This is a genomic window from Natronoarchaeum rubrum (assembly GCF_024494695.1).
In genome coordinates, this window is record NZ_JANHDP010000002.1 from 445,608 (window position 1) to 472,200 (window position 26,593).

The 26,593-nt window shown below is 67.9% G+C and carries 20 protein-coding genes; 8 read left to right on the forward strand and 12 right to left on the reverse strand.

The window, feature by feature from the left end; translation table 11 throughout:
* Positions 1–71 precede the first annotated feature (71 nt).
* On the reverse strand, positions 72–602 hold the full coding sequence (locus NO931_RS06390) for a 50S ribosomal protein L16 (protein ID WP_256391803.1): 531 nt from the start codon (positions 600–602) through the stop codon (positions 72–74).
* Positions 603–912: 310 nt separating this feature from the next.
* Here NO931_RS06390 and NO931_RS06395 point away from each other — a divergent pair, with 310 nt between their 5' ends.
* The gene (locus NO931_RS06395) at positions 913–2,310 is read left to right on the forward strand and encodes a DUF4397 domain-containing protein (RefSeq protein ID WP_256391804.1); all 1,398 of its coding nucleotides are present in this window, start codon (positions 913–915) and stop codon (positions 2,308–2,310) included.
* Between the two features lie 70 nt (positions 2,311–2,380).
* On the opposite strand, the gene NO931_RS06400 is transcribed toward NO931_RS06395, so the two are convergent.
* Positions 2,381–3,451, reverse strand: a complete 1,071-nt coding sequence (locus NO931_RS06400; RefSeq protein ID WP_256392046.1) for an ATP-binding protein — start codon at positions 3,449–3,451, stop codon at positions 2,381–2,383.
* A 302-nt stretch (positions 3,452–3,753) separates the two neighbouring features.
* On the opposite strand from NO931_RS06400, the gene gltB reads away from it, so the two are divergent.
* The gene (gltB, locus tag NO931_RS06405; protein ID WP_256391805.1) at positions 3,754–8,283 is read left to right on the forward strand and encodes a glutamate synthase large subunit; all 4,530 of its coding nucleotides are present in this window, start codon (positions 3,754–3,756) and stop codon (positions 8,281–8,283) included.
* A gap of 37 nt (positions 8,284–8,320) precedes the next feature.
* Here gltB and NO931_RS06410 read toward each other — a convergent pair whose 3' ends face one another.
* Both NO931_RS06410 and NO931_RS06415 read right to left on the reverse strand, forming a co-directional pair.
* A complete protein-coding gene (locus NO931_RS06410; protein ID WP_256391806.1) occupies positions 8,321–8,974 on the reverse strand; it encodes a helix-turn-helix domain-containing protein in 654 nt (217 codons plus the stop codon).
* 254 nt (positions 8,975–9,228) lie between these two features.
* A complete protein-coding gene (locus NO931_RS06415) occupies positions 9,229–10,497 on the reverse strand; it encodes a M48 family metallopeptidase (protein ID WP_256391807.1) in 1,269 nt (422 codons plus the stop codon).
* Between the two features lie 153 nt (positions 10,498–10,650).
* On the opposite strand from NO931_RS06415, the gene NO931_RS06420 reads away from it, so the two are divergent.
* Positions 10,651–11,655 carry an NAD-dependent epimerase/dehydratase family protein gene (locus NO931_RS06420; protein ID WP_256391808.1) on the forward strand — a complete coding sequence of 335 codons (1,005 nt, stop codon included), beginning with the start codon at positions 10,651–10,653 and terminating at the stop codon, positions 11,653–11,655.
* Positions 11,656–11,832: 177 nt separating this feature from the next.
* On the opposite strand, the gene NO931_RS06425 is transcribed toward NO931_RS06420, so the two are convergent.
* Complete coding sequence (locus tag NO931_RS06425; RefSeq protein ID WP_256391809.1) at positions 11,833–12,318, reverse strand: hypothetical protein; 486 nt, start codon at positions 12,316–12,318, stop codon at positions 11,833–11,835.
* Between the two features lie 142 nt (positions 12,319–12,460).
* Here NO931_RS06425 and NO931_RS06430 point away from each other — a divergent pair, with 142 nt between their 5' ends.
* Positions 12,461–13,519, forward strand: coding sequence for an NAD(P)-dependent glycerol-1-phosphate dehydrogenase (locus tag NO931_RS06430; protein ID WP_256391810.1), 1,059 nt, complete (start codon positions 12,461–12,463; stop codon positions 13,517–13,519).
* A gap of 20 nt (positions 13,520–13,539) precedes the next feature.
* On the opposite strand, the gene NO931_RS06435 is transcribed toward NO931_RS06430, so the two are convergent.
* The 5 genes from NO931_RS06435 to NO931_RS06455 form a co-directional block, all read right to left on the reverse strand.
* Positions 13,540–14,226: a glutamine amidotransferase-related protein gene (locus NO931_RS06435; protein WP_256391811.1), complete on the reverse strand. Its 687-nt coding sequence runs from the start codon at positions 14,224–14,226 to the stop codon at positions 13,540–13,542.
* Between the two features lie 60 nt (positions 14,227–14,286).
* Entirely contained in the window at positions 14,287–15,591 is a 1,305-nt protein-coding gene (gene hisS, locus NO931_RS06440) for a histidine--tRNA ligase (RefSeq protein ID WP_256391812.1), read from the reverse strand.
* Positions 15,592–16,191: 600 nt separating this feature from the next.
* Positions 16,192–18,009: a S9 family peptidase gene (locus NO931_RS06445; protein ID WP_256391813.1), complete on the reverse strand. Its 1,818-nt coding sequence runs from the start codon at positions 18,007–18,009 to the stop codon at positions 16,192–16,194.
* Between the two features lie 101 nt (positions 18,010–18,110).
* Complete coding sequence (locus tag NO931_RS06450; protein WP_256391814.1) at positions 18,111–19,625, reverse strand: carboxypeptidase M32; 1,515 nt, start codon at positions 19,623–19,625, stop codon at positions 18,111–18,113.
* A 161-nt stretch (positions 19,626–19,786) separates the two neighbouring features.
* On the reverse strand, positions 19,787–20,932 hold the full coding sequence (locus NO931_RS06455) for a M20 family metallopeptidase (protein WP_256391815.1): 1,146 nt from the start codon (positions 20,930–20,932) through the stop codon (positions 19,787–19,789).
* A 271-nt stretch (positions 20,933–21,203) separates the two neighbouring features.
* On the opposite strand from NO931_RS06455, the gene NO931_RS06460 reads away from it, so the two are divergent.
* Complete coding sequence (locus NO931_RS06460; protein WP_256391816.1) at positions 21,204–22,319, forward strand: GNAT family N-acetyltransferase; 1,116 nt, start codon at positions 21,204–21,206, stop codon at positions 22,317–22,319.
* A 135-nt stretch (positions 22,320–22,454) separates the two neighbouring features.
* Positions 22,455–23,531 (forward strand): TylF/MycF/NovP-related O-methyltransferase, encoded by a 1,077-nt coding sequence (locus NO931_RS06465; RefSeq protein ID WP_256391817.1) that lies wholly within the window; start codon positions 22,455–22,457, stop codon positions 23,529–23,531.
* Here the strand turns inward: NO931_RS06465 and NO931_RS06470 are convergent, their stop codons facing one another.
* Together NO931_RS06470 and NO931_RS06475 are read right to left on the reverse strand one after the other, a co-directional pair.
* Positions 23,532–23,846: a DUF7553 family protein gene (locus tag NO931_RS06470; protein ID WP_256391818.1), complete on the reverse strand. Its 315-nt coding sequence runs from the start codon at positions 23,844–23,846 to the stop codon at positions 23,532–23,534.
* Positions 23,839–24,093 carry a glutathione S-transferase N-terminal domain-containing protein gene (locus NO931_RS06475; protein WP_256391819.1) on the reverse strand — a complete coding sequence of 85 codons (255 nt, stop codon included), beginning with the start codon at positions 24,091–24,093 and terminating at the stop codon, positions 23,839–23,841. The genes NO931_RS06470 and NO931_RS06475 overlap by 8 nt, the downstream gene beginning before the upstream one ends.
* A 132-nt stretch (positions 24,094–24,225) precedes the next feature.
* On the opposite strand from NO931_RS06475, the gene NO931_RS06480 reads away from it, so the two are divergent.
* Together NO931_RS06480 and NO931_RS06485 are read left to right on the forward strand one after the other, a co-directional pair.
* Positions 24,226–24,594: a DUF8147 domain-containing protein gene (locus NO931_RS06480; protein ID WP_256391820.1), complete on the forward strand. Its 369-nt coding sequence runs from the start codon at positions 24,226–24,228 to the stop codon at positions 24,592–24,594.
* A 128-nt stretch (positions 24,595–24,722) separates the two neighbouring features.
* Positions 24,723–26,591: a PINc/VapC family ATPase gene (locus NO931_RS06485; RefSeq protein WP_256391821.1), complete on the forward strand. Its 1,869-nt coding sequence runs from the start codon at positions 24,723–24,725 to the stop codon at positions 26,589–26,591.
* The last annotated feature ends 2 nt before the right edge of the window (positions 26,592–26,593 follow it).

Consider the following 26,593-nt stretch of genomic DNA (forward strand, 5'->3'; position numbering starts at 1 on the left):
GAGCTACTACGAAAGACCGCGAGAAAGCAATCGTCAGAACCGGGAGAGAACGTGAGCGGCGTCGACCGGCCTCAGGAGACGAGTTTGTCTTCGCCGCGCTCGACGACGATGCGACAGGGCGGCGAGAGCTTGTTGTACGACCGGCGGAAGGCCTCCTTGACGACGGTGGCCTGCTCGACGGTACAGTAGGCGGTGAAGATGCGGTCGCCCTCGGGGATGCGGGCGGCGGTGCCGACGATCTTCCCGAACGCCTGACGCATCCCGTCGGACACACGGTCGGCGCCCGCGCCGGTCGCCTGCTTGTTCTCCCGGATGACGTGGTGGGGGAACTTCCGGAGGATCATCTTGTAGTTGCCCTCGCCGAGTTCCTTGATGAGGTGGCGGTTCGCCGAGAGGCGGGAGGCTTCGAGCGAGCCGTGGCGGAGCTGGACTTCTTCCTCGGTGACGAGGCTGATCTGGACGGGGTAGTCCTCGGGGTCCGATTGGAGGTCGCCCATCTGGTGCTGTGCGATCTTCGAGCCGGGGATGCCGCCCATGAACTCCTTGCGGGTGTAGGGCGGCTTATCGATATTCCGGTACATCGAGGCCGGTTTCTCTGCCATGTTACCCGAAGCGTGGCCCACGCCGCCGATAAAGCCTTCGAAGCGGATACTACTGCGCCGCGATCGCCGCGCTTCGATCGCCATCTGCGCTCGTCGGCGGTCTGGCTCAATATCGATAGACTCCGTCGCTCTACCCGCTGGATCGCGCAACAATCCGATACTCACGGCGACAGTGACTCAAGCGAACGCGCTGTCGACCCTGCAGTCGCCAGCATGGATTCAGCTTCTGAACAAATCAAACGCCTAAATTAAAAATCCTTAGTCATAACAACGCACTTTAGTTTAATATCCATAGTTAGAACTGTATCATATGACGGGAGACACTACGCGGCGGACTGTACTGACCGGCATGGGAGCGGCGGCGATCCTCGGCGGCACGGGGATGGTGACCGCTGGCGGAGACGACTCCGAATCGGACGACGAAAATGGAAACGGAAACGGCGACGGCGGGAACGTAGCCAGCCTCAAGGGGTTCCACGCGTCGCCGGACGCGCCGAACGTCGACGTGTACGTCAACGACGTGCTCGTCCTCGAAGACGTGGCGTTCGGCGAGGTGAGCGACTACCTGGTACTGCTGTCGGGCGAGTACGACGTGATGGTCGTTCCGACGGGAGAGGATACCGACGCGGCCGTGATCGACCAGTCGGTCGAGGTTCCGGCGGGCGCGGCCACCGCAGTCGTGGTCGGCGAGGCCGCTGAAGACGGCGACCAGCCGCTCGAACTGCTGTTGCTGGAGGTCGAGCTCGGCGATCTCGGCGAGGACGAGAGTCGCGTCCGCGCGGTCCACGCGTCGCCGGACGCGCCCGCGGTCGACATCGTCGCCGGCGATCAGGTGCTGGTGTCCGACCTCGAGTTCGGGAACGCCGAGAGCGTCGACGTCCCGGCGGACTCGTACACGCTGGAGATCCGACCCGCGGGCGGCGAGGACGCCGTCGCGGAGTTCGACGTCGAACTCGCGCCGAACACGATCTACTCGGCGTACGCCGTCGGCTACCTCGAGCCCGAGGACGACCAGCCGGCGTTCGACCTGCTGCTCGATGTCGACGCCCTGACGCCGGACACCGAGGGCGACGACGACGAGCAGGCGGCCGACGACGGTGAAGAGGAGGACGACGAGACGGCTTCGGTCTCCTTCGAGGATCAGGAGTCCGACGGCACGTCGGTCGAGGTCGCTTCGGCGACCCTACCCGAGGGCGGCTTCGTGACGATCCACGACAGCACTCTCCTCGAGGGCGAGGTAACCGGGAGCGTCATCGGCGTCTCCGAGTACCTCGACTCGGGCGATCAGGAGGATATCGTCGTCGATCTCTACGAGGGCGTCCCCGGCGCCGAGTTCGACGACGACGAGCTCACCGAGGACGAGACGCTGATCGCGATGCCCCACCTCGACACGAACGACAACGAGGAGTACGACTTCGTCGAGTCCGAGGGCGAAGACGACGGCCCCTACACCGAGGACGGTGAGCCCGTCATCGACGACGCCGAGATCACGGTCGAGGACGGCGATGACGAGGAAGACGACGACGAGGACGACGATGCCGCGAGCGACGATGCGGCCGACGACGACGCCGACGCGATGGCGGACGACGACGGCGGCAACGCCAGCGACGACGCCGTCGGCATCGACGGCAACGACAGCGCGGGCGGCAATATGAGCGACGGCAACGACAGCGCGGTTAGCCAGATGTCGACCGGCAACGACTGCTAACCGAGCGCCGACGACTCGGATGCGGTACCGCGATCAGCGGCCCGCGGCACCGCGACCAGCGGCTCATTTTTCATCGACGACGTGCCTCGCGAGCAGCCTCGGCGTCGCGCGCTCGCGGGCTGTCGCCGCCGTGTGGCGTGTCGCGTCGGCGTATCTTGGCGGCGTGGACCGTCTCGGTGGCGTCGTCGATCACCACGACCTCGCCGGGCGCGGCGGGCAACCGCTCCTCCAGCGATCCGCTCAGGTACGTCGGCTGGGCGCGCTCCAGCGCGTCGAGGTCCGGCCCGGCGGTGAGCCGGTGGGCGACGAGGACGTCCGACTGGGCAATGCCCACGTCGGGCACCGCGCTGGGGCGCTGGGTCGCCGCGACGAGGCTCACGCCCGGCGCGCGACCGCGCGTGAGAATCGTCCGGAGCGCGGGCTCGGCGACGCCGTCGAAGAAGGCGTGCGCTTCGTCGAGCAGGATCCAGGGGAGACGGTCGATCGATCCAGTCACGCGCGCCCGGTACAGCGCCTCGGCGACGCCGCGACATATCGCGTTCATCGGCGCGGCGTCGAGTCCGGAGACGTCGACGACGGTCACCTCGGGACCGCCGAGATCCGCGGCGTCCAGACCGTCGGCGTCGAAGACGCCCCACGACGCCGCCAGATCGAGGTGGTTGCTCGCCGCGCGGGCGTCGACGGCCGGCGCGTCGGCCGACTCGATCTCGTCGCGCATCCCCGCGAGCGTCGACGCCGCCGCTGTCGCCCGCCAGATCAGGCTTCCAGCGCCGCTCTCGGGCGAAAGCCCGAGCAGCGAACACCACGAGCGCGGGTCGAGCGCGGAGGGCGCGACGCTCGGCTCGGCGACGACGTCGGCCGGTACCGTTTCGCCGTCGGCGGGCGCCGCGAGTTCGTGGAACACGTCCATCGGATCGACGACGACGGGTGCGACGCCGCTCGATCGGGCCAGCGACTCCGCGATCACGCCTATCGTGTAGGACTTACCGTAGCCGCGCTTGCCGACCAGCAGGGCGGCGTGGGGCCCGTCGAGGTCGAGGTACAGCGACGCGCCGCGGCTGCCGTCGAGCGCGCGGTACGTTCCGAGTTTGCCGGCGTACTCGGGCGGGGCGTCTCGGTCGTCGTCCCCGTCGGCCGTCACTTCCGAGGCAGGACTCGACGACTGTTGCTTGGCGTCGGCGCCGCGTCCGATGACGAAGGTCACGGGCTTCGGTGGCGCTCTATCGGATTTGAACGTGTGGCCGTTCCCGCCCGCGACAGTCGGTAGAACGACGTGATCGTTCCCGGCGTTGCGCGCCGATCGTATAAAAAGCGCCGGACGGGCGTCCAATTTCTCTACGAACGATATCGGAGACTAACAGTCCTAATATTTCCTTGCATGTGTATATAATACCCTTAGCCATTCAGGAGAACCCTCTTATTGGAGAAGATCAAGTCTGACGTATGACTCAGCAACGAGATACGAACACGGACGGCTCGCGGGGCCTCGCCAGCCCCGAGGACGAGCGGTCCAACTGCGGCGTCGGCGTCGTCATGGATCTGGACGACGGTCGATCGCACGACGTGGTAGCGGACGGCATCGAACTGCTGGAGAACCTCGAACACCGCGGGACCACGGGCGCCGAGGAGGCGACCGGGGACGGCGCGGGCGTGATGCTCCAGACGCCCCACGAGTTCTTCGCCGACGAGCTCGACGTCGATCTGCCCGACCAGTACGCGGTCGGCTCCTTTTTCCTCCCCCAAGATGCCGACGCCGCCGCCGCGCTGCGCGAACGGACCGAGGACGCGCTCGCCGAGTACGGCGTCGACGTCGTCCACTGGCGCGACGTGCCGACCGACAACGCCGAGCTCGGCGCGACCGCCGTCGACTCGGAGCCCGACGTCTGGCAGTGCTTTGCGACGCCGGCGGGCGACGCCACCGACGAGGAGTTCGACCGCGCGCTGTACGTCGCGCGTCGCGCGCTGGAGAACTCCGTCGAGGCCGAGGAACCCGCGGGCGCCGAGCGATTCTACGTCTGCTCGCTCGACCGCCAGACCCTGGTCTACAAGGGCCTCCTGAAAGGCGAGCAGGTCTCCGAGTACTACCCCGATCTGGCCGACGAGCGCGTGCAGTCGACGTTCGCGATGGTCCACGAGCGGTTCTCGACGAACACGCTCGGTGCGTGGCACCTCGCCCACCCCTACCGCGGCATCATCCACAACGGCGAGTTCAACACCATCCAGGGCAACATCAACTGGATGCGCGCCCGCGAGACCGACATCGAGAGCGAGTCGCTGGGCGACGACGTCGAGGAGATCAAGCCGATCATCGACGACCCCGAGCAGTCCGACACCGCCTCCGTCGACAACGCGCTCGAACTGCTCCTCGAAGACGGCCGCGACCTGCCCCACGCGCTCCGAATGTTGATCCCGGAGGCCTGGCGCAGCAACGACCAGCTCGACGAGGACCGCCGGGACTGGTACGACTTCCACGCCTCTCTCGTCGAGCCGTGGGACGGTCCCGCGCTGGTCTGTGCGACCGACGGCGACCGCATCGGCGCGGTGCTCGACCGCAACGGGCTGCGCCCCTGCCGGTACGACGTCACCGCCGACAACACGCTGATCATGGCCAGCGAGGCCGGCGCGCTCGAACCCGACTACGGCGCGATCGAGGAGCGCGGCCGCCTCCAGCCCGGCCAGCTGTTTTTGGCCGATCCCGAGGAAGGCCGCGTCATCCCCGACGACGAGGTCTTCGACGACCTGACCGACGAAAAGTACGGCGAGTGGGTCGACGACCAGCAGGTCGCCCTCGACGACGTCGCGGATCTCGACGACCTCGAACCGCGCGGCGAGATCTCGGACCTCCGAGCTCATCAGTCGACGTACGCGTACAGCCACGACGAGTTGGAGAACATGATCGAGCCGATGATGAAAGACGGCAAAGATCCCGTCGGCTCGATGGGCGACGACACGCCGCTGTCCGTACTATCGGACTACAACCGCCCGCTGTTCTCGTATTTCAAGCAGCTGTTCGCGCAGGTGACGAACCCGCCGCTGGACTACATCCGCGAGGAGCTGGTGACGAGTCTCGAATCGCGGCTCGGCTTCCAGCGCAACCTGCTCGACGAGTCGCCCGCCCACGCCCGCCAGCTCGTGCTCGACTCGCCGATCCTCACCGACGCCGAGACTGAATCGATCAAGGACCTGGACGCCAACGGCATGACCGCCGCGGCCGTCGACATCACCTACGAGCGCGGCGTGGACATGGAGGCCGCGGTCGAGCGCGTCCGCAAGGACGCCGTCGAGGCGATCGAGGCCGGCAACGACGTCGTCGTGCTCTCGGATCGCGCGACCGGCCCCGACCGGGTACCGATCCCGGCGCTGCTGGCGACCGGCGCGGTCCACCACCACCTCGTGCGCAACGGGCTCCGGAACCACGCCGGGCTGGTCGTCGAATCGGCCGGCCCGCGCACGGTCCATCACTTCGCGACGCTGATCGGCTACGGCGCCGACGCGGTCGACCCCTACCTCGCCTACCAGACGATCGCGGACGTCGTCGCCGGCGAGGACGGCGCCGACCTCGACGAGGCCGTCGACGCCTACGTCGGCGCAGTCGAGGACGGCCTGCTGAAGACGATGGCGAAGATGGGCATCTCGACGGTCGAGAGCTACCAGGGCGCCCAGATCTTCGAGGCGGTCGGTCTCGACGACGACTTCGTCGCCGAGTACTTCGAGGGCACCGAGTCCCGCACCGGCGGCATCGACGTCGCCGAGATCGAGCAGGACGCTCTCGACCGGCACGCCGACGCCTGGGACGAGGACGCCGACATCGACCGCTACGGCGAGTTCGAGCACCGCTCGGACGGCATTCACCACCAGTGGAACCCCGACACGGTCGGCAAGCTCCAGCAGGCGGTGCGCGCGGGCGACTACGAGCGCTACCTGGAGTTCGCCGACGCGATCAACGACCAGCAGGAGACCCTCCAGACGTTGCGAGGGCTGCTGGAGTTCGAGACCGACGAGCGCGAGTCGATCCCCGTCGAGGACGTCGAGCCGATCCACGAGATCGTCGAGCGATTTTCGACCGCGGCGATGAGCCTCGGGTCGATCTCGCCGGAGGCCCACGAGAACAACTGCATCGCGATGAGCCGGCTCGGCGGCAAGAGCAACTCGGGCGAGGGCGGCGAGCCGCCCGAACGGTTCGGCACCGAGAAGGAGTGCTCGGTCAAGCAGGTCGCCTCGGGGCGCTTCGGCGTCACCTCGGAGTACCTGACCTCGGCCGACGAACTCCAGATCAAGATGGCGCAGGGTAGCAAGCCCGGCGAGGGCGGCCACCTGCCCGGCATGAAGGTCAACGAGATGATCGCGCACGTCCGGTACGCGACGCCGGGCGTCGGGCTGATCTCGCCGCCGCCGCTCCACGACATTTACTCGATCGAGGACCTCAAGCAGTTGATCCACGATCTGAAGGCCGCGAGTCCTGACGCCGACATCAACGTCAAGCTGGTCTCCGAAGCGGGGATCGGCACGATCGCCGCCGGCGTCGCGAAGGCCAACGCCGACGTGGTCCACATCTCGGGCCACTCCGGCGGCACGGGCGCCAGCCCGCGCACATCGATCAAGAGCGCCGGACTGCCGTGGGAGCTCGGTCTCGCGGAGGCCAACCAGATGCTCGTCGAGACCGACCTGCGCGACCGGATCCGCGTCTCGGCTGACGGCGGGATGAAGACCGGCCGCGACGTCGCCGTCGCCGCGGCGCTGGGCGCCGAGGAGTACGTGTTCGGCACGGCGTCGCTCGTCACTTCGGGCTGCGTGATGGCCCGCCAGTGCCACAAGAACACCTGCCCGGTCGGCGTCGCCACCCAGCGCGAGGAGCTGCGCGAGCGGTTCCCCGGCCAGCCCGAGCACGTCATCAACTACATGACGTTCATCGCTCAGGAGCTCCGCGAGCTCATGGCCGAGCTCGGCTTCGAGACCGTCGACGAGATGGTCGGCCGCGTCGACGTGCTCGACCAGCGCGACGACATCGAGCACCCGAAGGCCAAGAACGTCGACCTCTCGGCGGTGCTCGCCGAGCCCGAGGGCGACCAGCGCCGGAAGACCCGCGAGCAGACCCACGAGATCGACGAGCAGCTCGATCACGACCTGATCGAGGCCGCCGAGCCCGCCCTGGAGACGGGCGAGCCGGTCGCCGTCGAGTCCGAGATTTCGAACGTCGACCGCGCCGTCGGCGCGACGCTGTCGAACCGCGTCTCCAGCGAGTACGGCGGCGACGGGCTGCCCGAGGACACGATCGACGTCGATCTCCACGGCACCGCGGGCCAGAGCTTCGGCGCGTTCCTGGCCGACGGCATCACGATGCGCCTGACCGGCGGCGCCAACGACTACGTCGGCAAGGGCCTCTCGGGCGGCAAGCTGATCGTCGAGACGCCCGCCGCGGCACCGTACGAGCCCGAGGACAACTCCCTGATCGGCAACGTCGCGCTGTACGGCGCCACGCAGGGCGAGCTGTACGTCAACGGGCAGGCCGGCGAGCGCTTCGCCGTCCGAAACTCCGGCGTCAAGGCCGTCGTCGAGTCGGTCGGCGACCACGGCTGCGAGTACATGACCGGCGGCGTCGTCGCGGTGCTGGGCGACACCGGGAAGAACTTCGCGGCCGGCATGTCCGGCGGCGTCGCGTACGTCCTCGACCGCGAGGGCGAGTTCCCCGAGAGCGTCAACCGCGACATGGTGTCCGTCCAGCACGACCTCGACACCCGCGACCGGAAGATGCTCCGGCGTCTGGTCGAGAACCACGTCGCCCACACCGGCAGCGACCGCGGCGAGTACGTCCTCGAACACTGGGAGGAAGAGCTCGACAACGTCGTCAAGGTGATGCCCGACGCCTACGCCCGCGTTCTGGAGGAGGGCGCCGAGGACGTCCGCGAGCAGCTGCCCGCCGGCGCGACGCCCGACGCCGACGCCAGCGCCGAGTTCGCGGCCTCGGACGACTGACGCTCGCGCTCGGTCGTTTTTGCTACCGTAGACTCCCTTACTCTCGCTTGTCGTCCCCGACGAGCGCGCCGTCGACCAGATTCTCCATCCCCCGGCGAAGTCGCTCGGAGGCGGCCTGGCTCGACACGCCGAGCTGTTCGGCCAGCCCGGCTAGCGACGTCTCGCGCGGGATCGAAAAGTAGCCCTCCTCGCCGGCGATCAGCAGCGCCTCCCGCTGCTGGTCTGAGAGGCCGTGGTGGCGCTCGGGCGGCGTCTGCTCGGCGCCGTACAGCGCGCTGACGTCGATCGAGAGGCCGTCGGTTCCGCACGCTTCGCGCCACGACGCCAGCGCATCCCTGTCGGGAACGAACATCCGGGCGCGGTAGCCGTCGGACGTGATCGTCGCCGATCGGATGAGCGCGTCGTGCTCGATTGCGTGGTGATAGAGGTCGACGATCGGTAACCTCGCCGGGTGAGTCACCCGATAGAGCCGACGCCCCGGTTTCGTCTCGAGGCAGGTCCACCGCTCGACGCCGTCGTCCTCGTCGAGACCGGCCTCGAACTGATCGAACTGATCGCCGTAGCTCCAAAAGAACGCCCGCAGCGGGATCTCGTCGGTCGCCGCGAGGTGCTCCATCTCGACCTCCATCGCCGGGGCTCGTCGGATGGCCACCTCCAGCGGCGCATCGTCGACCCCGAACTCGACGATCATATTAGGTACGTGACAGCTATGCTGATAAGCATTCCGGCATCGTCACCGTCGAAAAGCGGGGGGCGACCCCGCCGTCGGTCATGTCAGAGGCACCGGATTCAGAACGACGTCCGAATCCAGGCAAAGAAATTGTTCACGGCCATATCCTAAAACCACAGGCCATGAATATACAACTCGGCCGCCGCGATCCCGCCGAGGGCCATGGCATACCATGTCGATGACAGTTCACGTCCTCGGTAAAAACGATCGCCTACTCACGCCGGCGCGGCCGACTCACCGTCGCTCTCGGACTGGACCGCCCGGATCCGCTCGGGGATCGGCGGATGGGTGTGGTGGAACGCCGCGTACCAGGGGTGAGGGAACGGGTTCGCGAGGTTCTCGCGTGCCAGTTCGGCGAGCGCGTCGGCCATCGGGCCGCCGTCGCCCACCACCTCGACCGCAAAGGCGTCGGCCTCGCGCTCGAAGCCCAGCCAGAACCGGTTGACCAGCGGCGCCGTCAGGCCGAACAGCGGGTAGACGAACAGCGCCGCGACGAACAGCCCGGCGTAGGTGGCGTCGGCCGGCAGGTCGAACAGTGCGTAGAGCCACCCCGCGTCGACGAGGTAGCCCAGCGCCGCGAACGCGACGCCCGTGCGGACCGCCGAAGCGCCCAGTCCTTTCCAGATGTGGGCCTTCTTCCAGTGGGCGAGTTCGTGGGCGAGCACGCTCTGGATCTCGGGGACCGACAACTTCTGGACGAGCGTGTCGAACAGGACGACGCGCTTGGTCGAGCCGAACCCGGTGAAGTAGGCGTTGAGCCGCGATGAGCGGCGGCTCGCGTCCATCGTGTAGATGTCGGAGGTCTCGAAGCCCGCGCGGTCGAACACGTCGACGACGGCGTCGTGGAGCTCGCCGTCCGCGACGGGCTCGAACTCGTTGAACAGCGGCGCGATCACGCGGGGGTAGAGGATCTGCATCACCAGTCCGAAGCCGACGACCAGCAGCCACGCGCCGACCCACCACCACGTCGGCGCCGCGGCGATCACCCACAGCACGGCGCCCAGCAGCGCACCGCCGAGCACGAGCGCGACGACGGTCCCGACGACGGCGTCGCGTAGCCACAGCCGCGGCGTCTGCTCGTTGAACCCGAACTGCTCGTCGATCACGAACGTCTCGTAGAGGTCGAACGGCGTCTGCGCGACCCGCTGGAGCACGAGCAGGGCGAGAAAGAAGACCAGTCCCTGCGCTATCGGACCCAGCCCGGTGTCGCGGAGCCCGGCGACGGCGTCGCCCAGCGCCCCGGCGTACAGCGCGACCAGCAACAGCGCGAGCAGCGTCCAGCTCTGGAGCTGTCCGAGTCCCGCCGTCGCCCGGTTGTAGTCGATCAGTTCGTCGACCGACTCGACGCCGATCCGTTCGTCGAGCCACTCAGCGTTGGCCCGACTTTCGCGGGCGCCGTGACGGACGTTCAGAATCGCCAGCGCCGAGAACAGCGCCTGCGAGCCGACCAGCAGCGCCAGCAGCAGCGCGTGGTACTCGATCATCGGGCGTTCGTTTCCGCGTGGCGGCCTAAAATGGTCGGGGGCATACACAGCGGGCGAGTGCTTCGCGGGACGCCGTCGTTCGGCTGCCGTCGCACGGCCGAGCTATCGCCGCCCGGTCGCCACCGTTTTTGCCCCCGCGACGAATCCGGACCCATGAGCACTGAGACGGGCGATTCTGTCCTGATCATCGGCGGCACGCGGTTCATCGGACGCTTCGCGGTCGAGGAGTTCCGCGAGCACGGTTACGACGTGACGATCTTCAACCGCGGGAACCACGAGAACCCGTTCGCCGACGATCCCGACGTCGAGCACATCGAAGGCGACCGCACGGACGACGGCGACCTCGCCGACGCCGCGGCGGCCGATCCCGACGTGGTGATCGACTGCGTCGCCTACAAACCGAAGGAGGTGCGGACGGCGACGCGGCTGTTCGACGACGTCGACGCCTACGTCTACGTCTCCAGCGGCGCGGCGTACGGCGACGAGGACGTGCCAAAGCGCGAGGACGAGACGACGCTGCACGAGTGCACCGAGGAGCAGGCTCGCGACGACTCCCACGAGACCTACGGCCCGCGCAAGGCCGAGGGCGACCGGGCGGTGTTCGAGGCAGCCGCCGAGCGCGGGGTCAACGCGATGAGCCTTCGCCCGCCGGTCGTCTACGGCCCCCACGACTACACCGAGCGCTTCGACTACTGGATCGACCGAGTGAACGAGCACGACCGCGTGATCGTCCCCGGCGACGGGACGAATCTCTGGCACCGCGTCTACGTCGAATCGGTTGCTCGCGCGTTGCGGGTCGTCGCCGAGGAGGGCGAACCGGGCGAGGCGTACAACACGGGCGATCGACGCCTGCTCACGCTGGAGGAGGCCGTCGAAACGGTCGCGGACGCGCTGGACGCCGACGTGGAGGTCGTCACCGCCGGCGAGCGCGAACTGGCGACCGCGGGCATCGAGCTGGAGGACTTCCCGCTGTACCGCGATTATCCGCACGTCATGTCGACCGAGAAGCTCTCGCGACTGGGCTGGGAGCCGGTTTCGGTCGAGGCAGGAATCGAGCGCGCCGTCGAGGACCACCTCGAAAGCGACCGAACGGGCCGCGAGAACGGGCCGGATCGGGACGCCGAAGAGCGGGTGTTGGGCGTGCTCGATACGCTCTGACGCTCTGATTTATCTCCAAGGCAGGCTGTGAAGCCTTCGTGAACAGTCTCTGTCTATAATAATTTCGACGGTTGATGCGAACACGCGAAAATCCTCGTCGCACTCGCGGTCGTTCCGGTGTATCCCCTCGCTACGCTCAGGTAGTATCTACTCCAGTGCGACATCTCGAATGGTTCCTTATCTCCTGAGTCCCAATATAGGGGTAGCAGCATCAGCGAACTCGATCAGCCACGAGCCGAATCTCGAAAGCGGGTCGGCTACGTCTTCACGCTCTAACGCATCTTGACGTGCCCTGTCAAGATTCCTACTACACTCATGATAACAGTCCTGAATACGTTGTTTTTGCTCCATCGTTAGTGGTGCGAATCCCCGATAATCATCCCCCAACGCCCACCGTCGCAAGGTGTGGTCGCTGTTCTCCTCGGGAAACCGGTTATAAAGCCGATCAAAGGCCTGATGCAGAAAATCACTCTCTGAATAGCCTTCCTCATCTGGATTCAATGCTCCAAGCCGGTAGGCACTCAGATCAGAGAGACGTTCATATGAATACCGTTCCCTGAGTGTGTCCAGTCTCTCATCTAAGAACTCCTCATTATTGGAAGGGTCTAGTTTGTCCGAGGGTTGCTGATCGGACTGGCTGTTTTCTTTGTTGTCCACACTCATGACGCAAAATTGTCGATATACCTGAATAAATCTTCGGGACATCAGCAACGCGTCAAGCGCGTGAGGAATGGATATCTGCACCGACCAACGCCAAGTTCCCGAAGGGACAAACTGTATCACACTCGGGTGTCTTCCCCCGAGTATGTTCGACAAGACCACCTGGATCCGGCTGCCCCGGAACGTGGTGGTGGGCCACGGCGTCATCGACCAGACGGTCGAGGCCGTCCGCGAGCTCCACCTCCAGGGCCGGCCGCTGATCGTCACCAGCCCGACGCCCCGGGAGATCGCCGCCGATCGGATCGTCGAGCAGTTCGCGGCCGAGGGCGTCGACCCCGAGATCGTCGAGGTCGAGGACGCCAGCTTCGAGGCGATCCAGCGCGTGATCGACACGGCCCGCGAGGTCGATCCGGGGTTCCTGATCGGCGTCGGCGGCGGGAAGGCGATCGATATCGCAAAGATGGCCAGCGACGACGTCGGCCGCGGGTTCGTCTCGGTGCCGACGGCGGCGAGCCACGACGGGATCGTCAGCAACCGCGGCTCGGTGCCGGACGGCGACACGCGCCACAGCGTCGCCGCCGAGCCGCCGCTGGCGGTCGTCGCCGACACCGAGATCCTGGCGAACGCGCCCTGGGAGCTGACCACGGCGGGCTGTGCCGACATCATCAGCAACTACACCGCCGTGATGGACTGGCGGCTCGCCGACCGGCTCAAGAGCGTCCACTACTCCGAGTACGCCGGCGCGCTCTCGGAGATGACCGCCGAGATGCTTGTGGGCAACGCCGACTCGATCCGGCCCGGCCTCGAGGAATCGTCGTGGATCGTCGTCAAGGCGCTGGTGTCCTCGGGCGTCGCGATGTCGATCGCCGGCTCCTCGCGACCGGCCTCGGGCGCCGAGCACCTCTTTTCACACCAGCTCGACCGAATCGCGCCGGGGAGAGCGCTCCACGGCCACCAGGTCGGCGTCGGCTCGATCATGACTGCCTTCCTCCACGGCGGCGAGGACGGCATCTGGCGGGACATTCGGCGGGCGCTCGACAGCATCGACGCCCCGACGACCGCGGCGGAACTCGATCTCGATCCGGAGGAAGTCGTCGAGGCGCTGTCGACCTGTCACGAAATCCGGGACCGCTACACGATCCTCGGCAACGGTATCGAGGAGTCGGCAGCGCGATCTGTCGCCGAGAAGACGGACGTGATCTGACCCCGGCAAAAGCGGGTTTCTCAGACCGACGCCGCCAGCCGATCCAGTACCGCGTACAGCCTCTCGCGGCACGCCTCGAACGGCGCGTCCTCGGCGAGTAGCTCGTTCTCGGACTGCACGTACTTGCCGTCGCCGAGTTCGTCGGCGGCGTCGACGAGCGCGGTCAGACTCTCCGGCGTCGCTTCGAGGTGGAACTGCAGCCCCAGCGAGTTCCCCACGGCGAACGCCTGCTGCTCGCAGGCGTCCGTCCGGGCGACCTGCGTCGCGCCCTCGGGCAGATCGTACGTGTCGCCGTGCCAGTGGAGCGCCTCGTAGCGCTCGCCCAGCGGCGCCAGCGGCGACTCGGCGGCGGCGTCGGTCGCCTCGACCGGGAACCAGCCGATCTCGGAGCGCTCGTGGGGGTAGACGTCGGCGCCGAGCGCCGCGGCGAGTAGCTGGGCGCCCAGACAGACGCCGAGGACGGGCGTGCCGTCCTCGTGGACCGTCCGAATCAGGTCGCGCTCGTCGACGAGATGCGGATACGCCTCGTCGTCGTAGACGCCCATCGGCCCGCCCATCACGACGAGCAGGTCGAACTCGTCGGGATCGGGCAGCGGCTCGTCGTCGGAAAGGTGTGTCCCGGTCAGCTCGTGGCCGCGCTCGCGCGCCCAGTCGGCGATCGCCGCCGGCGGCTCGTAGGCGACGTGCTGGAGGTAGTGAACGTGCACGGCGGGACTGGGGTCGGAGCCGGCATCAAGCGGCCGGTCGGCGCAAAAATCGCGGCCGTGTCAGGCGAAGTCCTCGTACGTCGGCCGATCGCGGTCGCCGGGGAACTCGTCGACGGGCGCGGTGGTCTGGTCGCCGCTCTCCATGTCCTTGACCGTCACCTCGCCGTTTTCGAGGTCGCGCTCGCCGGCGATGACGACCGTGTCGGCGTTGATCGAGTCGGCGTAGTTCATCTGGGCGCCGAAGCTGCGATCGGAAACGTCGGTCTCGACGACGTTGCCCGACGCGCGCAGGTCGCGGGCGATCCGGGCGGCGACCGGTCTGGTGTCGCCGACCTGCAGCACGTAGTAGTCGGTCGACAGCGCCTCCTCGGGCCAGACGCCGGCGCGCTGGAGGAGTAAGGAGAGCGTGGCGTCGCCGGGCGCGAAGCCGACCGCGGGCGTGGGCTGGCCGCCGAAGCTCTCGATCAGGTCGTCGTAGCGCCCGCCGCCGAAGACGGCCCGGGAGACTTCGCCGGTGGAGTCGAAGCACTCGAACACGACGCCGGTGTAGTAATCGAGGCCGCGGGCGGTTTCCAGCGAGAGCGTGCAGTGCTCGCGGACGCCGAAGTCGTCGGCGGCGTCGAGCACGTTCTGCAGGTTCGTGACGGCCCCCTCGATGCGCTCGGTGCCGGCGAACTCGATCAGCTCGTCGAGGTTTGCCTCGTCGACGTCGAGCAGCTCGTCGAACTGCTCGGCCTGCTCGTAGGAGAGTCCGGCGCCGACCAGCAGGTCGTGGTACTCCGCCTGTTCGACCTTCGCGCTCTTGTCGACCGCGCGGATCGCCTCGCGCACGTCGATCTCGCCGTCGAACGTCTCCAGCAGCCCGCCGAGGATATCCCGGTGGGAAACCCGGAACTCGAAGTCCGATTGCTCTAAGCCGAGGTTCGTGAGCATGTCGCCCGCCACGGCGAGGATCTCGGCGTCGGCGTCCGGACTGCTGGAGCCGAAGATGTCGACGTTGGTCTGGTAGAACTCGCGGAACCGGCCCTGCTGGGGCTCCTCGTAGCGCCAGAACGGCCGCGTCGAGAACCACTTGATCGGCTTCGAGAGCTCCTGTTGCTTGGCGACGACCATCCGCGCGACCGTCGGCGTCAGCTCCGGCGTCAGGGCGACGTGACGGCCGCCCTGGTCCTCGAAGCTGTACAGTTCGTCGACGATCTCCTCGCCGCTCTTGTCGATGTACATCTCGGCCGGCTCCAGGGTCGGCGTGTCGATCTCGCGGAACCCGTATGCTCGGACGGTGTCCTCGACGTCGTCGAAGACCTGCCGCCGAGCCTGCATCTCCGCGGGGTAGAAGTCGCGAAAGCCCTTGATGCGGTCGTACATACGGGTGGATTCGCCGAGGGGCCGCTTGAAACCTGCCTTTCGAGGATGGGTACGTGTGACTGTCGTGACCGATGGGAATGGACTCGAAAGCCCTCGGATCGCCCCTCGGAATGACCGACACGATGGCTACGATCGAAGACACTACTACGAAAGCCCTCGGCCCGCTCGCCCTTTCAGTCCACCAGGGACAGCATTGCGCGGGTCGCCGGAAGACTCACTGCGTTCGTCTTCCGAGCCCTCACTCGCTCACTACGTTCGCTCGCGAGGACGCCGAGGGCGACCACGCGCACCCCGGCCCTTCCCCGTGGGCGCGACACGGAGGTCGCGCCCGGCCGTGCGGCTGCGGTGGCGCGCGCTGTCGAGCCTTCATGATCTTCGCGAGCGCAGCGAGCGAACGGCTCGAAAGAGCTTGCTCTTTCGGTGCGAGACAGCGCCGCGCGAGGGAGGCGCCGCAGGCGCCGAGGCTGGGGAGGACGAGGGTGCGGTGCGGTGGGTATGCAAAGGACCACCGCGGGCTTTCAGGGTGTCGTCGTTCCGTCCCGTTCGAGAGAGCGCGGCGGAGGCTTTCGGAGCGTGAGAACTAGGTATCGGCCGTCACTTCTAGAGCCGTCGATCCAGAAAGTCCGCCAGGATCTCGAACAGCCGGATCTTCTGGTCGATATCCGAGGAGGCGTGGCCCTCCTCGCCGAGTTCCACGTACTCGAAGTCGCCGTCCTCGCCGTCCTCGAACCCGAGGTCTCGCAGTTCGTCGCGGAAGATCCGGGCTTGGGACACCGGGACCCGCCGATCGTTGACGCCGTGGACCATCAGCAGCGGCGCCGCGAGGTTCTCGGCGTGGTTCACAGGACTTCGCTCGCGGTACAGGTCGGGGTTCTCGTCCGGCGTGCCGATGTTCTTCTCCAGCAACTCGGTCCGGTAGTGGGGCATCGTGTTCTCGAACATGTCATCCAGATCGGTCAGGCCGATCCAGGCCACGCCGGCGTCGTACAGCTCCGGGTACATCGTCATCTGGCAGTACGCCGAGTAGCCGCCGTAGGAGCCGCCGAACACCGCGATCCGGTTCTCGTCGATCCAGTCTTTGTCGCGCAGCAGTTTCGCGCCCTCGGCGATGTCGGCCTGCTCGTCGCCGCCCCAGTCGTCGTACAGCAGTTCGACGAACTCGCGTCCGCGGCCGGTCGACCCGCGGTAGTTGACCTCCAGCACGCTGTACCCCTGGCTGACGAGGAACTGCGTGTACAGATCGAAGCTCCGCGTGTCCTGTGCGCGGGGGCCGCCGTGGGGTTTGACGACCGCCGGCGATGGGCGCTCGCCCGAGTCGTACAGCAGCGCCTCGATCTCCAGCCCATCGTGGCTCTCGAACGTGAAAAAGTCGGCCTCGGCGAAGCGGTCGGGATCCACGTCGCCGTACTCGGCTTCGAGCAGCGGCTCGGACTCGTCGGCCTCGAGGTCGTAGGCCAGCAGCTCGGGCCGTCGATCGCCGGTGGTGTGGGTGAGCAGCACCCGATCGTCCCCCAGCACGGGGTCGCCGCCCTGGCGCCCGTGGTACTGCGTGACGCCTTCCGGAACGTCGAGTTCGCGCCCCTCGCCCGTCTCGACGTCGTAGACCAGCGGGACGACCGCGGCGTCGCGCGTCCGGTGGGCGAGGAAGCGCTCGCCGTCGGGCAGGAAGGCGACTGGCTCCTCGACGGCGTCGAGATCGCCGAACCAGGTCACCTCGTCGGTCGACAGGTCGTAGACGCCGCACCGCGAGAGATCCTCGGTGTTGTCCGAGACGAGCAGGCGCTCTCCGTCCGGCCCCCAGTCGGCCGGTGCCGCTTCGGCGCCAGTCTCGCCGATCTGCAGATTCCGCGGGTCCGACCCGTCCGCGTTGGCCACGTACGCGTCCATGTTCTCGAACACGTCCGTCTCGTTGGTCGCGTACGCGATCCGGTCGCAGTTCGGCGAGAGCAGCCCGCCGTAGGCGGCGCGCTCGTAGTCGGTCACCTTCGTCGTCTCGCCGGTCGACAGGTCGTGACGGTAGAGGTTCATTTGCCCGCCGGCCGAGGACCCCAGCAGCAGCGTCTCGCCGTCCTCGCCGACGTCCGCGAGCGTGACTTGCCCGTCCATCTCGACGACGGGCTCGGCCTCGCCCTCGCGGTCGATGGCGTACACGTCGTTTTGCTCGTTGCCGGCGTCGTCGAGGTGGAAGAACACCCGCTCGCCGTCGGCGTCCCACTCGACGGGCCAGCGAGCGTTGCGGGGCACCTCACCGTCGCTGACCTGCGTCAGCTCGCCGGTTTCGGCGTCGATCAGGTGGAGTTCGTTCCGGCCCGATACGTCGTAGTAGACGGCCACCTCGTCGCCGTCGGGCGACGCCGTCGGATGGTGGAACGTCGGGAGGCTCGCGAGGTCTTCGAGGAGGTCGCGATCGTCGGTCATACCCCAACGTGCAGCCGTTCGGCTGATAAATGTGTGCGAGCAGGAAAGAAGTGGGCGCTTCGGCGGCACGACGCGAGCGGCCTCCCGTCGCGGTCGGCGTCCTACGCGTCGTAGAGCTCGCCGTACTTCTCGGTGACGTGGTCGACGAAGTAGTCCGCGGTCAGCTCCTCGCCGGTCGCGCGCTCGATCAGTTCGTCGGTGGTGTACCGGCAGCCCTCGCTGTGGACGTTCTCGGTGAGCCACTCGTGGATCGGCTCGAACTCGCCCTCGCGGACGAGTTCGTCGACCGCCAGCTCCTCGCGGACGGCGTCGTCGATCTGGGCGGCCAGCACGCTGCCGAGCGTGTACGTCGAGAAGTAGCCGAAGCTGCCGTGGCTCCAGTGGATGTCCTGCAGGCAGCCGTCGGCGTCGGTGTCGGGCCGGATGCCCAGATACTCCTCGTACTTGTCGTTCCAGGCCTCGGGGACGTCCTCGACGTCGAGTTCGCCGCGGATCAGCTGCTTTTCGATCTCGAAGCGCACCACGATGTGCATGTGATAGGTCAGCTCGTCCGCCTCGACCCGAATCAGGTTGTCGTCGTACACCTGGTTGGCGGCCTCGTAGGCCTCCTCGACGGTGACGTCTTCGAGCTGGGGGAACTGCTCTTGCATCGCCGGCAGCATCAGCTCCCAGAAGGCGCGGGTCCGCCCGACGTGGTTCTCCCAGAAGCGCGACTGGGACTCGTGGACCGAGAGGTCGCGGGACTCGCCCAGCGGCGTCCCGTAGTGCTCGTCGGGCAGGCCCTGGGTGTAGGTGGCGTGGCCGAACTCGTGGACCGTGCTGAGCAGGGCGCCCATCGGGTCCTCCTCGTTGAACCGAGTCGTGATGCGCGCGTCGAACTGCGTCCCCGAAGAGAACGGGTGGGGCGCGGTGTCGAGCCGGCCGCGGTCGAAGTCGTAGTCGAGCTCGTCGAGCACGTCGCGCACGAACGCCTCCTGCTTGTCTTCCGGATACTCGCCCGAGAAGGCGTCAGTCGCGAGATCGGCCTCCGAATCCGCGACCTCGTCGATCAGGGGCACCAGCTCCTCTTTGAGCCGGGTCAGCACGCGATCCGCGGTCTCGATGTCGAGGTACGGCTCGTACTCCGCGAACAGCACCGCGTAGGGGTCGGCGTCGGGATCGACGTGCTCGGCGTACTCCCGCTTGAGCTCGACCAGCTTCTCGAGGGTGGGCGCGAAGATCGAGAAGTCGTCTTCCTCGCGGGCCTGCTTCCACTTCGGATGGGCCTCACTGGTCGTCTTCGAGATCTCCTCGACGAGCTCGGTCGGCACGCTCGTCGCGCGGTCGTACTCCCGGCGGACCTCGCGGACGATCGCCCGCTGGTCGCCGTTCAGGTCGGCGGCTTCCAGCGCGTCGAGCTGTTCGCCGGTCTCCTCGTCGGTCAGCAGCTCGTGGCTCACCGCCGAGAGCGCCGAGAGCTGCTGGGAGCGCGCGGGCGTGCCGCCTTCGGGCATCATCACTTCCTGATCCCAGTTGAGGATCCCCGCGGCGTTCCGGACGTTCGTCAGTCGCTTGACCGTGCCGAGAAACGCTTCGTACTCCTCGGGCGTCTCCTCTGCAGTCGCGTCTGTTGCCATGGTCGCGAGGTAGACGGCGGCGACGTATCAATCCAACTGTAGCAGAAGATCATTCGGAACCTCGACGACGGATCGACCGCCGGCACCGCGTCGGCGCCGCTACTTGGCCGGTCACCGCTCGGAGACGCCGCTACTCGGCCGGCCACCGCTCGGAGACGCCGCTACTCGTCGAGCCACTGCTCCGCGACGCCGCGGTAGAGCTCGTAACACCACTCCAGCACCTCGAGCGAGACGCTCTCGTCGGCGGTGTGCGCTTCACCCGGTTCCGCGGGGCCACAGACCACGCAGGTCGTCCCCGCCTGCGCGAGCCAGCCGGCGTCGGTGGCGTGGGGCTTGGTCACGAGTTCGGGCGTCGTATCTTGCGCTTCCGCGGCGGCGTCGAGCACCGCCTCGGCGAAGGCGTCGTCGTCGCAGCGCATCGGCGGGAGATCCTGCTCGATCTCGACGCCGACGCCGGGGATCGATTCGACGCGCTCGATCGGCGCGCGCTCGCCGGGCACGGTGCGCTCGTCGACGGTGACCTCGCAGGCGTCGGGGACGACGTTCCAGGCCGTCCCGCCGTCGATCTCGGTCGCGACGAGGCTCCCCGACAGCTCCTCGCCGGCCACCTCGACGGTCGGCGGTTCGATCGCGCGCAACTCGTCGACGGCGTCGGTCGCGCGGTAGATCGCGTTCTCGCCCTCCTCGGGACTGCTCGCGTGCGAACTCGTCCCGCTCGCGCGGATCGTGCTCGCTCGGCGGCCTTTGTGTGCGACCGCCACGTCCGTCACGTTCGGCGCCGAGTAGCCGGTCGACCCCTCGCCGACGACCGCGTAGTCGGGCGCGAACCCCTCGTCGATCGCCGCTCGGGCGCCGACGCCGCCCTGCTCCTCGCCCGCGAAGCTGGCGAGAATGAGTTCGCCCGGCTGGCCGTCGGCCTCCGGCCGACTCTCCGAGGCGCGTCGCGCCTCGCAGTCCCGGAACGCCAGCAGCATCGCCGCGACGGCCCCTTTCATGTCGGCGCTTCCGCGACCGTACAGCCGGCCGTCGCGGCGCTCGACGGCGTACTCCGCTGTGTCGTCCTCGTCGCCGTCGGCCGCTTCGGCGATCTGCGAGTCGTCCGGCGGCACGACGTCGTGGTGGCCGACGAGCGCCAGCGAACGGTCGCCGTCGCCCGTGCGCGCGATCACGTTCCCTGCATCGTCGACTCGCACCGACGCCGTCGTCTCCTCGGCCAGCCACTCCGCGATCAGCCGACCCGCTTCGCGCTCGTCCTCGTGGCTCGGGATCGCGACGAGGTCCGCCGCGAGCCGATCGAGTTCGTTCACGTCCGGTGGTTGGCGTTCGCCGGCAAAAACCTGCGGTGACCGGAGACTGAATGCCCCGACTGCGACGCCGTCGCCTCCGCGTCGAGGGCGACCGGCCGCACTCTGGTGCGAACTGGTTGCGACGAGCGGCCGGATGCGTTCGATCGGTTCGCGTAAGCCCGGGTTTATCGGCGATACTAGGCGTTTCCGTGCCCGTGGTGTGCGAACTTACTACGCCGGCTTCTAGCTATCCCGGCCATTACTTTGACCGCTACCGGGGTGAAGTGAGACGATGCACAGCGACGCGCTCGACGCCACGTACGAGGTGCGCCGGTACCGGCCGGAGGACCGGGCCGGTGTGCTCGCCCTCGACGACGCGGTGTGGGACCGCAATCGGGGCGGGCGCTGGTTCGACTGGAAGTACGGGCAGAACCCCTACGTCGACCACGTCCCGCTGTTCGTCGCGGTTCGCGGCGACGAGGTCGTCGGCGCGCGCCCGTTCATGGCGTTCCGGCTACGGGCTGGCGACGAGACGGCGCTGGCGCTCCAGCCCGCCGACACGATGGTCGACCCCGACCACCGCCGACAGGGCATCTTCACGCGGATGACCGAGCGCGCCATCGAGTTCTACCGTGAGCGCGGCGTCGAGCTGTTCTTCAACTTCCCGAACGAGGCGTCGCTGCCGGGCTACCGCAAGCTCGGCTGGCGGACGGTCGACGACAAGCGCACGTTCTATCGAGTTCAGAGTCCCGACGCGTTCGTCCCGCAGTACACCGACGGCCGGGCGGCGACGCTGCTGGGCCAGCTGGCGGCGCCGATCGTCCGGGGCTACCACGACGTCCGGACCGAACTCGCCCAGCCGCCGCCCGAGCTGTCGATCGACCGGCGGGCGGGCGTCGACGCCGATGCGCTGGCCGAACTGTACCGCCGGAACCGGCCGAATCAGCTCCACGCACACCGCGACGCGGAGTTCTACGGCTGGCGCTTCGACAGCCCCGTCTGGTCGCACTCGACGTACGTCGCCGCGGCGGACGGCGACCCCACGCTGGGGCTGGTCACACGTACCCGAACGACGAACGACGGCATCACCATCGCCCAGATCGCCGAAGTGGTTCCGATGAACGGCGGTCGGCGGTGGCGCGAGGCGCTGGCGGAACTGCTCGGCGACGCGCTGGCCGACCACGCCGACGCCGACGTCGTCGCGATCACCGGCGCGGTCGTCCCCGACGACGTGCTGACCGACTACGGCTTCGCGCCCGACGACCGCCTGCCGCTCTCGAAGTTCAGCGACCATCGCTGCGCGCTGGTCGTCCGCCCGCTCGACGGCGACTCGTGGTCGCTGAACGGCCGCGATCTCACCCGGTCGGTCAACTGGCTGCTGAGCTACGGCGAGCGCGACACGACCTGAGCGTCGTTTTCGAGCGCGAAAGCCCGGGCTACCGCGAGATAGCGATCGGCTGCGATTTCGTGACACGACGGTAAACGCGGACCCTTTTCGACATGCCCGATAATAACAAACACCGTTCGTCTGAACGACCAATCGATGCGATCGCGCCAATCAGACACCGACTCCGATGCGACCGCCGGTATCCACGGTCCAGCCGAACCCGATCAGCCATCCAGTCCCGACAGCGGGGAGCCGCCCGCGTCCGAACCGCCCGGCGACGCCGGCCGATCGACCGACCCCCGCGCCGACTCTGCCGAGTCGGAATCGTCCGGTTCGGACGACGCCGCGTCGGACGCCGTGGCCGCCGCGTTGCGGTGCTATCGACTCGCGCTGTTGGTCGCCAGCCTGCCCGTGATCCTCGGCGAGTACTTCAGACCGGACAACGGCGCGCAGTACGGCGTCGGCGTCGGCGACAAGCTCGTGCTCGCGGCGAAGATGCTGCGGAACAACCGCGCGATCCCGACCGGCTCGTCGTTCGTCGAGCACCTCGTGATGGCGACGAAAGTGCTCTCGACGCCCCGCGACGTCGAGGGGGCGATCGTCGAGTGCGGCTGTTACAAGGGCGGTAGCACCGCGAACCTCTCGCTGGTCGCCGGCCTCTGCGACCGCGAACTGGTCGCGTTCGACTGCTTCGAGGGGATGCCCGAACCCGGCGAGGCCGACGCCGAACACCTGCTGGTCGCCTCCGAGCGCGTCCACACCTACGAGGAGAACTCCTGGTCGGCATCGCTGCGAGAGGCCGTCGACAACGTCGAGCAGTACGGCGATCCCTCGGCGGTGTCGATCCGCCCGGGCTACTTCGAGGAGACGATGCCGACGTTCGACGAGCCGGTCGCGCTGGCCTTTCTCGACGTCGGGCTGCGCTCGTCGGCCGAGACGGCGGTCCGGGAGCTGTGGCCGCTGCTGGGCGATAACTGCTACCTGTTCACGCACGAAGCCAAGCACATGGAGATCGCCGCGCTGTTCTTCGAGGGCGAGTGGTGGCGCGAGCACGTCGGCGCCGACCCGCCGGGGCTGGTCGGCGCCGGCAGCGGGCTGGGCCTGCATCCGACGGCGAACGGCTTCTCCAGCCTGCTCGCGTACGCCCGGAAGAACCCCGACACCGCGGCGTTCGACACCGTCGCCGAGACCGGGGAGGACAACACCGTCGACGCGTCGGTCCGGAAGAACTGATCAGGACGTCCCGTCCTCGACCATCCGCTGGACGCGTCCGAGCCGTTCGAGCGCGTCCCGAAGCCGCTCGTCGGTCTCGGGCGCGGCGTCGCTCCGCAGCGTGACGAGCTCGCGCTCGACGGACTCCAGGCGATCGGGCCGCGGATCGGTCTCCTCGCCCTGCATCCGATCGAGCGCCTCGGAAACTTCGTTGAGCGGATCGTTCAGTTCCGGCTTGGCGTCCTCGCGAGCGTGCTGGAGCTGGCTCTGGACGGCATCGAGTTCGTCGGCCGGGTCGTGGCCGTCGTCGCTATTTTCGTCCGGCGGATCAGGCATAGTGTTCCTCCAGATGCGCCACGATGTCGTCGCTCTCGTAGATCGTCGTCTCGCGGTCGGCGTCCACGAGATAGGGGATCTGGTCCTCGCCGCCCTCCTCGACGAGTCGGTCGTAGCTCGTCTCGTTTCGCACGTCGCCGTCGACGCTGCGGGGGTTGTGGATCACGTAGGAGACGCCCAGCTCGGCCAGCGTCTCCCGCACCTCGGTCGAGTGGGGACAGTCCTCGTCCTGGTAGAGTTCGAGCACGTGGGCAGGTACGGCGTCCCCGTCCGTCAACGCTTTTCGTGACTGGATTGAACGTCTGCCTGACAGTCGTTTCGTGTCGCTCGACCGTCCGGTGTGCGCAGTTTTTTCACGGATCGCGCTCAGTGAGATGATATGAACGCTCGAACCTCACTCTCCGCCCTGGGAGTCGGCGCCGCGACGTTTCTCGCCGTCGGCGCAGCGGTGACCCTCGCGCTCGACGCCAACACGACCTACTCCTCGCTGGTCGGCGTCCCCGCGGGGCTGCTCGTCGGCGTCGGCGCCGGCGTCTTCGCCTACGTCGCGCTGGCGCGCGGCGTCACCGCCCGGTTCCGCCGCTCGCTGCTCTCGACGGCCGGCGGCGGGTACGCCGCGGTCGGCGTGCTCGTGCTGTGGAACCTCTCGCCGTCGGTGCGGTCGGCCGTCTCGGTCCGCGAGGTCGGCGTCGTCGCGGCGGCGGCGCTCGCGGTCGCGTACGTCGCGCTGGTCGTTCGGGACCGCTGACTGGCCGGGTCGTGTAGGCCGGCCGCGCCGCATCGGCGGCGCCATGCGATGCCGACATGGTGCCGCCGCGCGCCGCCGCCGCCGGGCCGTTGGACACCCTTTTCAACGTACGGACCCGAACAGCCCGTATGAACGTAGTTCCGGACACGAGCGTGGTCATCGACGGCCGCGTGTCCGATCGCGTCGAGAGCGGCGACTTCGACGGTGCGACGATATCGGTCCCCGAGGCCGTGGTCGCGGAGTTAGAGGCTCAGGCCAACGAGGGCCACGACAGCGGCTGGGACGGGTTAGAGGAGCTCCAGCGGCTCGCCGACCACGCCGACGCCGGCGACATCGACCTAGAGTACGTCGGCGAGCGTCCCGACGCTATCGAGCGGGGCCACGCCAGCGAGGGCGAGATCGACGCGCTCATCCGCGATCTGGCGGCCGACATCGGTGCGACATTCGTCACCAGCGACATCGTCCAGAGCGAGGTCGCCGAGGCCAAAGGGTTAGACGTCGAGTACATCGCCCCCGAGACCGAGGACGTCGGGACGCTGTCCGTCGAGGAGTACTTCGACGACCAGACGATGAGCGTCCACCTCAAGACCGGCACGGAGCCGATGGCCAAGCGCGGCGAGATCGGCGACATGCACTACGAATCGATCCGCGAGGGCGTCCTCTCGGAGTCGGAGATGAAAGAGATGGCCCAAGAGGTCGAGAACGCAGCCAAGGAGTCCTCCGAGGGGTTCATCGAGCTCTCCGAGCCGGGGATGACGATCGTCCAGTTCCGGGACTACCGGATCGCGATCGCCCAGCCGCCGTTCGCGGACGGCGTCGAGATCACCGCGGTGCGGCCGATCGTCCAGACCGACCTCGACGACTACGAGTTCGCCGACGAACTCCGCGACCGGATGCAAGAGCGCCAGCGGGGCATCCTCATCTCGGGGTCGCCCGGCGCCGGGAAGTCGACGTTCGCGCAGGCGGTCGCGCACTTCCTCGTCGACAGCGACTACTCGGTCAAGACGATGGAGAAGCCCCGCGACCTCCAGGTCGGCCCGGAGATCACCCAGTACACCGAGCTCGGCGGCGAGATGTCGCTGACCGCCGACTCCCTGCTGATGGTCCGACCGGACTACACAATCTACGACGAGGTGCGAAAGACCGACGACTTCGAGGTGTTCGCCGACATGCGCCTGGCCGGCGTCGGCATGATCGGCGTCGTCCACGCGACGCGGGCGATCGACGCCCTCCAGCGCCTCGTCGGTCGGGTCGAACTCGGAATGATCCCGCAGGTCGTCGACACCGTCGTCTACATCGAGGCCGGCGAGGTCCACACCGTCTACGACGTGACGACCGAGGTGAAGGTGCCCCACGGCCTGATGGAGGAGGATCTCGCTCGGCCGGTGATCGTCATTCGGGACTTCGAGACGGGCGAGCCCGCCTACGAGATCTACACGTTCAACCGGCAGGTCGTCACCGTGCCGCTGGACGACGAGGAAGACGGCGACGAGGCCGGCGTCGACCGCATCGCCCGCCAGGAGATCGAACGCGAGATCCGCTCGATCGCCCAGGGCCACGTCGACGTCGAACTCAAGAGCCAAAACAGCGCCGTGGTGTACGTCGAGGACGACGACATCTCGACTGTCATCGGCAAAGGTGGCGGGCGCATCCAGGACGTCGAGAACCGGCTGGGCATCGACATCGACGTCAGGACGCACGACGAGAAGCCGCCGGGTGCGGGGGCCGGTGGCGGCGCGGGCGGGCAGTCGGGCGAGGGCTCCTCGGGTGGCGGGGCCGGCCAGATCGTCCAGCCGGAGATCACCTCCCAGCACGTGATCGTGCCCGTCGAGGGCCACGCCGGCGAGACCGTCGAGGTGCAGGCCGACGACGAGTACCTCTTTACCGCGACGGTGAGCCGCGGCGGGGAAGTGCAGGTGTCGCGGGGGAGCGCCATCGCGGAGGAACTCGAGCGCGCGATCGACCGCAAGCGCCGGATCACCGTCGTCCCGTCGTAGAA

Coding starts and splice junctions, on each gene's coding strand:
- NO931_RS06410 (WP_256391806.1), bottom strand. CDS start 8,974: ATGATCGTCGAGTTCGGGGTCGACGATGCGCCGCTGGAGGTGGCCATC.
- NO931_RS06480 (WP_256391820.1), top strand. CDS start 24,226: ATGAACGCTCGAACCTCACTCTCCGCCCTGGGAGTCGGCGCCGCGACG.
- NO931_RS06450 (WP_256391814.1), bottom strand. CDS start 19,625: ATGGCAACAGACGCGACTGCAGAGGAGACGCCCGAGGAGTACGAAGCG.
- NO931_RS06395 (WP_256391804.1), top strand. CDS start 913: ATGACGGGAGACACTACGCGGCGGACTGTACTGACCGGCATGGGAGCG.
- NO931_RS06415 (WP_256391807.1), bottom strand. CDS start 10,497: ATGATCGAGTACCACGCGCTGCTGCTGGCGCTGCTGGTCGGCTCGCAG.
- hisS (WP_256391812.1), bottom strand. CDS start 15,591: ATGTACGACCGCATCAAGGGCTTTCGCGACTTCTACCCCGCGGAGATG.
- NO931_RS06390 (WP_256391803.1), bottom strand. CDS start 602: ATGGCAGAGAAACCGGCCTCGATGTACCGGAATATCGATAAGCCGCCC.
- NO931_RS06420 (WP_256391808.1), top strand. CDS start 10,651: ATGAGCACTGAGACGGGCGATTCTGTCCTGATCATCGGCGGCACGCGG.
- NO931_RS06470 (WP_256391818.1), bottom strand. CDS start 23,846: ATGCCTGATCCGCCGGACGAAAATAGCGACGACGGCCACGACCCGGCC.
- NO931_RS06485 (WP_256391821.1), top strand. CDS start 24,723: ATGAACGTAGTTCCGGACACGAGCGTGGTCATCGACGGCCGCGTGTCC.
- gltB (WP_256391805.1), top strand. CDS start 3,754: ATGACTCAGCAACGAGATACGAACACGGACGGCTCGCGGGGCCTCGCC.
- NO931_RS06425 (WP_256391809.1), bottom strand. CDS start 12,318: ATGAGTGTGGACAACAAAGAAAACAGCCAGTCCGATCAGCAACCCTCG.
- NO931_RS06445 (WP_256391813.1), bottom strand. CDS start 18,009: ATGACCGACGATCGCGACCTCCTCGAAGACCTCGCGAGCCTCCCGACG.
- NO931_RS06430 (WP_256391810.1), top strand. CDS start 12,461: ATGTTCGACAAGACCACCTGGATCCGGCTGCCCCGGAACGTGGTGGTG.
- NO931_RS06460 (WP_256391816.1), top strand. CDS start 21,204: ATGCACAGCGACGCGCTCGACGCCACGTACGAGGTGCGCCGGTACCGG.
- NO931_RS06465 (WP_256391817.1), top strand. CDS start 22,455: ATGCGATCGCGCCAATCAGACACCGACTCCGATGCGACCGCCGGTATC.